Consider the following 7,257-nt stretch of genomic DNA (forward strand, 5'->3'; position numbering starts at 1 on the left):
CTCCCGCCCGCGCTCCAGACCCCCCCTGGATGGGTGGTCCCCCCCCCCCCCCCCCCCCCCCCCCCCCCCCCCCCCCCCCGGCCCCCCGCCGTCGGGTTACGGCAGACGGTCGGCGCCGCCGTCGGGGGTGGCGCGGACCAGGCCCGTCCGGTAGGCGATGACGACGAGTTGCGCCCGGTCGCGGGCCTCCAGCTTCGTCATGGCGCGCTGCACGTGGGCGCGGACGGTGAAGGGGCTGAGGAACATCCGCTCGGCGATCTCCTGGTTGGACAGGCCGGTCGCGACCAGGGCCACCATCTCGCGCTCGCGCGGGGTGAGCGCGGCGAGCCGTTCGCAGCGGTGCGGCGGGACCGCCTCCGGTGTGGCCAGGAAACGGGCCACCAGGGAGCGGGTGGCGGCGGGAGACAGGAGGGTGTCGCCGTCGGCGACCGTACGCACGGCGTCGGCCAGGTCCTCGGCCCCGATGCCCTTGCCGATGAAGCCGCCGGCCCCCGCGCGCAGCGCCCGGGCGACGTACTCGTCGGTCTCGTACGTGGTGAGGATCAGGATGCGGCTGGCCCGCAGCTCCGGGTCCGCGCAGATCTCAGCCGTGGCGGTGAGACCGTCCACCTCGGGCATGCGGATGTCCATGACCACCACGTCCGGGCGCAGCTCCCGGGTGAGTCTGACCGCCTCCCTGCCGTCGCCGGCCTCGCCGACCACGGTGATGTCGTCGGCGCTGTCCAGAAGCATCCGGAAGGCACCGCGCAGCAGGGCCTGGTCGTCGGCGAGCAACACCCTGAGTGTCACGGCGCACCCCCGGCCGCTCCGTCGCCCGTCCGTCCGTCGCCCGTCCATCCGTCGCCCGTCGCTCCGTCGGCCGTCCGTCCCCCGGTGGCCGTCGCCCCGTCGGTCCTTCGCGCCGGGTCCCTGGCGGGCGGGAGGGGCAGCTGGGCGGAGACGAGGAAGCCGCCCTCCGGGCGCCTGCCCGCACGGAGGTTCCCCCCGACCGCGACGGCACGCTCACGCATGCCGATCAGACCGTGACCGGGCGGACGGCCCGGCACCGTCGACGCACTCGGTCCCGTGGACGCGGCCGGCGCCGTACGGGCGCCCCCTCCGTCGTCGGCGACGGTGATGGTCAGGCGGTCGCGGTCCCAGACGAGGCGCACCCCGGCGCTACCGGTGCCGGCGTGCTTGGTCACGTTGGTCAGGGCCTCCTGGACGATGCGGTAGGCGGTGAGGTCCACTCCCGGCGGCAGCGGCCTCGCCGTGCCCTCCTGGTGCACCGACACCTCCAGGCCCGCGCGGCGGAAGGACTCGAGGAGCGCGGGAAGCCGGGACAGTCCGGGCGCCGGTTCGGCGGGCGCGGCCGCGTCCCCGGACTGACGCAGCAGACCGACCGTGGCCCGCAGGTCGTCGAGCGCCTCGGCGGTGGTCTCGACGAGTTCCCGAAGGCTCTTGCGGGTCTGCTCCGGGCGGGTGTCGAAGAGGTGGGCGGCGACCGTGGCCTGCGCGTTGGCCAGGGTGATCTGATGGGCCACGAGGTCGTGCAGTTCCCGGGCGATGCGCACCCGTTCCTCGGCCACTCTCCGGCGTGCCTCGCTGTCCCGGCTCTGCTCGGCCCGCCGGGCCCGCTCCTCCACGGCCGCCAGGTAGGCCCGCCGGTTCCGCACCGAGTGCCCGAGCACGCCGGCCACCAGCGGACACGCCGCCACCACTCCCATCCTGCTCGCGTCCTTCCACGAGAAGTCCCCGAACAGGGGGATGGAGGCGGCCAGCGTCACGGAAGTGAGCAACACCGCGCCCGCCGCGCGCCGTTCGGTACGCGCGGTGAGCGCGTAGGAGTAGGCGGTGATCACGGCGGGGGCCACGATGAGCGGGGTGAGCAGGAGGCCCAGGGGCGGCACCAGCACGCCGGCCGCGGTCGTGGCCGCCAGGGCGGCCAGGGGTGCCCGGTGCCGCACCGGCAGCACGGCACTGGACACCACGGCGATGACGCAGGCGGCGGCGCGCGGCGCCGACAGCGTGCCGTCGACCTGCATCACCCCGCCGAGCAGGCAGAACGCGAAAGCCGTCACCGTGACCGCTCCCTCCCGCCACCACGCGCCGCGCGGTCGCGGGCCACCACCGGCCGGTCCCGTCACGGCCGGCTCACTCCCGGCCGGCGGGGCGCCGCTGCGTCCGGCACGGCCGCGGGGGCCGGGACGCGCCTGCTCCATGCCTCACCCCCGGCATCTAACGTGCGGCAGCACACGGTTCAGGATACGGGGCGGCCACCGGGCCTCCCGGCCACGGACCGCCCACGAGCCGGCGCCGCCGCAAGGCCCGCCGTCCGGTCCGGTGAAGGAAAGTCACCACCTGCTGATCACTCCGTACACCACTGGGCGAGGGGAACGCGCGGGATTCACGCGCCTTTGACCCTCCCGTCCGGCACCCCGCCGGACATCGTCCCGCGCCACCGTCCTCCCCTGGTGCGTCCGCACCAGCCACTCGCGTGTCCTGGTGCCTGCGCACTACAGGCGGACCGGGCCGGCGGGCTCGAGTCGGAGTTCGGTGGCCCGGCCGCGACCGGACGGTCACGTCCTCGGCGCGAACGGCCGGCCGCCTCCACGAGGACGGGGATGACGCCACGGAGACGAGGATGACGGCCGCGTCCGGGGGCAGGTTGGGGAGCATGACGACGACGCTCGGTGCCTTTGTCCTCGGTACTCCCGATCCGCCCGCGCTGGCCGACTTCTACCGGGCCCTGCTGGGCTGGCAGGAAGTCGAACGGGACCCTGAATGGGTCCGGCTGCAGGATCCCGGACGGGGCCGCCCCAGTCTCAGCTTCCAACGGGAAGCCGACCACACGCCCCCGGTCTGGCCTCAACGCCCGGGCACCCAGCAGATGCAAGCGCACTTGGACCTGCAGGTCGACGACCTGGAGGCGGAGACCGAGCGAGCCCGCGCCCTGGGCGCGACGCTGGAGGAACACCAGCCCCAGAAGGACGTACGCGTCCTCCGCGATCCCCACGGTCACCCGTTCTGCCTCTTCCTTCCGGGGGCCTGAGCGGTTCAGGCCCGGGGCCCGCCCGGCGGCTCACCGCCCGGGGCGGGCGAGTCCGGCCCGGCGCCTGACGCCCGGTCACGTGCGAACCGCCCGGGCGGCACCGGTTCCGGCGCCGTCCCGGGCGGGGGTCGTCCGGGCAGCCGGACCGGGGCCCTGCCGGGGCGCGCCGCAGGAGCGCACGAAGTCGGCGAAGCGGTCGAGTGCCCCGTCGACGCCCCGCGGTCCCGGACCGCGGCCGGCCCGGCAGTCAGGCGGTGCGGGTTCCGGCCTCGCGCCAGAAGGAGTCGACGCGGGCGTTCCATGCGTCGGGGATCTCCTGGAAGGGCTGGTGTGCCTCCTCCTCCATCACGGCGAACCGGGCGCCGGGGATCGCGTCGGCGACGGCGCGGCAGAGTTCGGGGCGGCTGGTGGTGTCCCGTCCGCCGGCGAGCACCAGCGTCGGCACGTCGATGTCCGGCAGACGTCTCGTCGTGTCGTGGTCGAGGACGGCATCGAGGAAACGCTTCAGGTTCTCGGTCGTCTGCTTGTGCGGGAAGGCGAGCGCGTCCTCGATGAACCGGTCGACCGTGCCGTCGTTGTGCGCCCGGGCCGTGTAGATGTCCAGGAAGAAGCTCTCGAGGAAGGCGCGTTCGCCGGGAGCGGCCTCGACCAGCCAGCGGACGAACAGGCCCCACCGGCGCAGGTAGGGATCCGGCGCCGGCCAGGTGCTCTGCAGGACCAGGCTGCGTACCAGCCGGGGGTGGCGAAGAGCCAGCTCCTGGCCGATGATGCTGCCGCCGGAGAAGCCCGCGACGTGGGCGGACGCGATGCCCAGGGCCCTCAGCAGCGCGGCGGTGTCGTCGGCCATCGCCTCGACCGAGACCGGGCCCTCGGGCATGGCGGTCCGGCCCGCTCCCCGGTTGTCGAAGGCGGTCAGCCGGTAGCGGTCGGCCAGTCCGTCGAGCTGGAACTGCCAGGACTCGACGGTGTCGCCGAGCCCGCCGATCAGCAGCACGTCCGGGCCGGTGCCGACCTGCTCGGTCCAGATGTCCAGCCCGCCGGCGCGCACGTACCGTCCCATCGGCCGGCCTCCTTCCACGGTTCCTTCAAGAGTCCGCCCGTGGGGCGCGGCCCGCCAACCAGGCTCCGGACGACCGGCCCTGGCCCCGGTCCCCCGCCGGGTCACGGCTGCTCCGGCGGGGCGGGCAGCGCGGAGGAGGGCGGGAGCGGCGGCGAGGGGTCGGGCCAGTCGAAGGCGACGGGCGCCAGGCTGCGCTTCGCCAGGTACCTGCTCAGTGCCCGGCCCTGGTCGCGCTCGTGCCCGGTGGTGGTCGGGAGCGGGAAGCCCAGCGCGCGGTAGAGGCCGGCCCGGTGGACGAGGAAGGTGTCCTCCGCGGCGTCGCAGTACGCGTCGACCGCCCCCGCGACCGCGCGGCAGGCCAGCAGCACCAGGAGCAGGCAGCCGGCCGCGTAGGCGCCCCGGGCCCACCAGGTGGGCAGGAGCGGGGTCCACAGCAGCAGTCCCGCGGCGAACGGCACGGCTTGCGCCCGGGCGACGATCAGACTGGACGCGGTCTCCAGACGCGTCCGTGCGGTCTGGTCGACCACCTGGACGAGGGGCCGCCAGCACAGCTCCAGGTCCAGCCCGTGCCGCTCCTCCACCCGTTGTTCGGTGGCGGCCAGGGCGTTTCCGATCCGGGTGGGCTGGAGGGTCGCGCTGCCCTTGGGGTAGCGGCGCCGGGCGACGGAGGCGGTCGCGGCGCGGCGGACCGCGAGGACGTCGTCCGTCGTGGGCAGCATGGCGTCGACCAGTTTCCTGCGCCGTTCACGGTGGGCCTCGACACGCCGCCGCGCCCACCGGCGCAGCGGGGGCACGTCCGGCCAGGCACCGCTGAGCAGGTTGAGCACTCCGGGCGCGCACCAGACGGTGAGCAGGGCGGACACGACGACGACGCCCAGGGCGACGGCGGTGGCGGCCCCGACGCCGAAGCCGCCGTGCCGCGTCACCAGGCAGACGAGGTCCGCTCCCGGGGCGTCGTCACGGCCGCAGTCGAGTCGGCCCGGCGGTGTGCGGGCCAGGTAGAGGACGACGCCCACCAGCCAGAAGCACACCACCGCGCCGCCCATGGCCCTGCTCCACCGGCGGGCGAGCGGTTCGACGAGTCCCTTCGCGAGGTCTCCCACGGCCGGCCCGGCTCATTCCCCGCGTTCGAGGGCCAGGGCGGGGTGCACGGGACAGCACTCGTCCTCGAACGGCCCTTCGTCGTCCCCCGGTGCCCGGTGCGCGCACAGGGGGTCCGGGCACTGCCAGTGCTCCACCTCCACCGGGGCGCGCCGGGTCGGGAAGATCCGCTCGCCCGGGGCGGACCCGGTGGCCGGCGCGGTGTCGTCGTCGGGGCTCTGCGCCGGTTCGCCTCCGTGCGGCTCCGTCGCGCGGTCCGGTGCCATGGGTTCTCCTCGACCGTGGTGGGTGAAGGCCGCCCAGACGTAGGGGTCGGCGGGGTCGGTGTCGTCGTTCTCGGCGCCTTCTCTTCCCGGGCCGCTCCCCTCCGCGGTCGTCCGGGGCGCGCCGCGGGGGGTGCGCAGCGCGGCGAGCTGCGCCTCGCGCAGGGCGTCGGCGGCCGCCAGACCCCGCTCCCGCAGTCGCCGGTGGAAGTCCAGCATGAGGTCGGCGGTCCGCCGGTCGTCGACGAGCCAGAGGGAGCCGACGACGGCGGAGGCTCCGGCGGCGAGGAAGGCGGTGGCCAGGCTCAGCGCCTCGTCGTGGTCCTCGGAGGGCACCCCCGTGGCGCAGGCGGACAGGACGGCCAGGGGGCCGGGTTCCCGTCCGTCCTGCCCGGGGTGGCGGGGCGGGGGCTCGAGGAGACGGCGGACGGTCAGCCGCTGTCCACCCGCGAGCAGCAGGTGGGACGCGGTCGGTGGCCGGACCAGGGCTCCGTGGCAGGCCAGGTGCAGCAGGGCGCAGGGGGCGGAGTTCCGGCCGGGGAGGGCCGCGAGGACGCGGCTCGGTGTGGCCGCGTACGCGTCCGGGGTGCCCTTGCCGCCCAGGAGCGTGGCGGGCCCGGGCCAGCCCGCCCGGACGCCCTCGGCCTCCCGGCGGGCGTGCTCCAGGTCCCCGGTGGGGTCCCGTACGACGACGGCGGCGGCGTCCGCTCCGGCGCACGGCCGGTCGGCGGCCTGGATCAGCTCGCGTCCGGAGGCCGCGTACGAGAAGGCCGCGTCCTGCACCGCGTACCGGTACCGCCCGGGCGTGCCGGTGTCCGGCCTTCGCGCGGCGTGCCACGGCACGAGTCCGAGCGGGCCGGTGGGAACCAGGTAGAGCCGGGGACAGCTCCCCTCCGCCGGGGCGCCGGCACGGCCGCGACGCGGTGCGCGGTTTCCGCCGCCCCGCGGACCGAACTCCTCGAGGACCGGGCTCACGACGGCGGGCCAGGCCCAGTCGCACACCGCGTGCAGGGCGGAGCGCCACGCGGCCCTCGACCGGGAGCGGTCGCCGTCCGTCCCGGCGGCCACGTGGGCGTCGTGTGCGGTCAGGAACGCGTCGAGCGGCCCCGGGCGGACGAGTCGCCGGAGAGGGAGGACGTGGCCGCTTCCGTCGGGTCGTACGAGCAGCGCCCACCCGGAGCCGCCCTGCTCACCGGCGACGAGGTAGACCAGCCCGTCCGCGCCGAGCCGCGCGAGCGCCTCGCCGATGAGGGTGCGGGAGGGGGCACGGACCAGCGGCGTCTTCGCCGCACCGCCGACGCGGCGGTACAGAACCTCCAGCGCGCGGTGCCGCAGGTCGTCGGGAATCCCGGGCAGGTCCCCCGCACAGGCGCCGCCGGGAGCGATCGGGACGACGCCGGGTGTGTCCGTGCCGTCGCCGCGCGGGCCGGGGAGGCCGCCCGTTCCCGCCGGGGCGGGGCCGTCGGCCCGGGGGCCCGCGCCGTGCGGCGGGAGGCGGACGAACCTGCGGGCCGTGTTCCGCCGGGAGGCCTGCCGCCACGCTTCGGCGAGTCCGGGTTCACCGGCCTCGTCCAGCAGCTGCGGCACGGTGGCGGACGCGCTGCCCGCGGACAGCACGAGCGCCCGCGCGGACTCGGCCGCGGCCACCGCGTCCTGCGCCGCGCGGTCCTCCAGGCACCAGTGCAGGACCTGCTCGGCGGTGGGGGGGGGGGGGGGGGGGGGGGGGGGGGCGTGGGGGGGGGGGGGGGGGGGGGGGAAGGGCTCCGGAATGGGCGGAGGAGCGTGTTCGCCAGGCTGGCGGT

General features: G+C 76.3%; 6 protein-coding genes. 1 reads left to right on the forward strand and 5 read right to left on the reverse strand.

The window, feature by feature from the left end; genetic code table 11:
- Nucleotides 1-96: 96 nt before the first annotated feature.
- Together ACZ56B_RS32450 and ACZ56B_RS32455 are read right to left on the reverse strand one after the other, a co-directional pair.
- Nucleotides 97-789, reverse strand: a complete 693-nt coding sequence (locus tag ACZ56B_RS32450; RefSeq protein WP_468798560.1) for a response regulator transcription factor — start codon at nt 787-789, stop codon at nt 97-99.
- Complete coding sequence (locus ACZ56B_RS32455; RefSeq protein WP_468798563.1) at nt 786-2,126, reverse strand: sensor histidine kinase; 1,341 nt, start codon at nt 2,124-2,126, stop codon at nt 786-788. The genes ACZ56B_RS32450 and ACZ56B_RS32455 overlap by 4 nt, the downstream gene beginning before the upstream one ends.
- 530 nt (nt 2,127-2,656) lie before the next feature.
- Between ACZ56B_RS32455 and ACZ56B_RS32460 the strand changes: the two genes are divergently transcribed.
- Nucleotides 2,657-3,031, forward strand: a complete 375-nt coding sequence (locus ACZ56B_RS32460) for a VOC family protein (RefSeq protein WP_468798566.1) — start codon at nt 2,657-2,659, stop codon at nt 3,029-3,031.
- 247 nt (nt 3,032-3,278) lie between these two features.
- Here the strand turns inward: ACZ56B_RS32460 and ACZ56B_RS32465 are convergent, their stop codons facing one another.
- The 3 genes from ACZ56B_RS32465 to ACZ56B_RS32475 form a co-directional block, all read right to left on the reverse strand.
- A complete protein-coding gene (locus ACZ56B_RS32465; RefSeq protein ID WP_468798569.1) occupies nt 3,279-4,091 on the reverse strand; it encodes an alpha/beta fold hydrolase in 813 nt (270 codons plus the stop codon).
- Nucleotides 4,092-4,192: 101 nt separating this feature from the next.
- Complete coding sequence (locus ACZ56B_RS32470; protein ID WP_468798572.1) at nt 4,193-5,194, reverse strand: hypothetical protein; 1,002 nt, start codon at nt 5,192-5,194, stop codon at nt 4,193-4,195.
- A 12-nt stretch (nt 5,195-5,206) separates the two neighbouring features.
- Entirely contained in the window at nt 5,207-7,102 is a 1,896-nt protein-coding gene (locus tag ACZ56B_RS32475; RefSeq protein ID WP_468798575.1) for a CHAT domain-containing protein, read from the reverse strand.
- Between the last annotated feature and the right edge of the window lie 155 nt (nt 7,103-7,257).

It is taken from the genome of Streptomyces sp. NPDC034670, assembly GCF_055574875.1.

Excerpts from the sequence above, each read along its gene's own strand:
- ACZ56B_RS32460 (WP_468798566.1), top strand. The coding sequence starts at position 2,657 with ATGACGACGACGCTCGGTGCCTTTGTCCTCGGTACTCCCGATCCGCCC.
- ACZ56B_RS32465 (WP_468798569.1), bottom strand. The coding sequence starts at position 4,091 with ATGGGACGGTACGTGCGCGCCGGCGGGCTGGACATCTGGACCGAGCAG.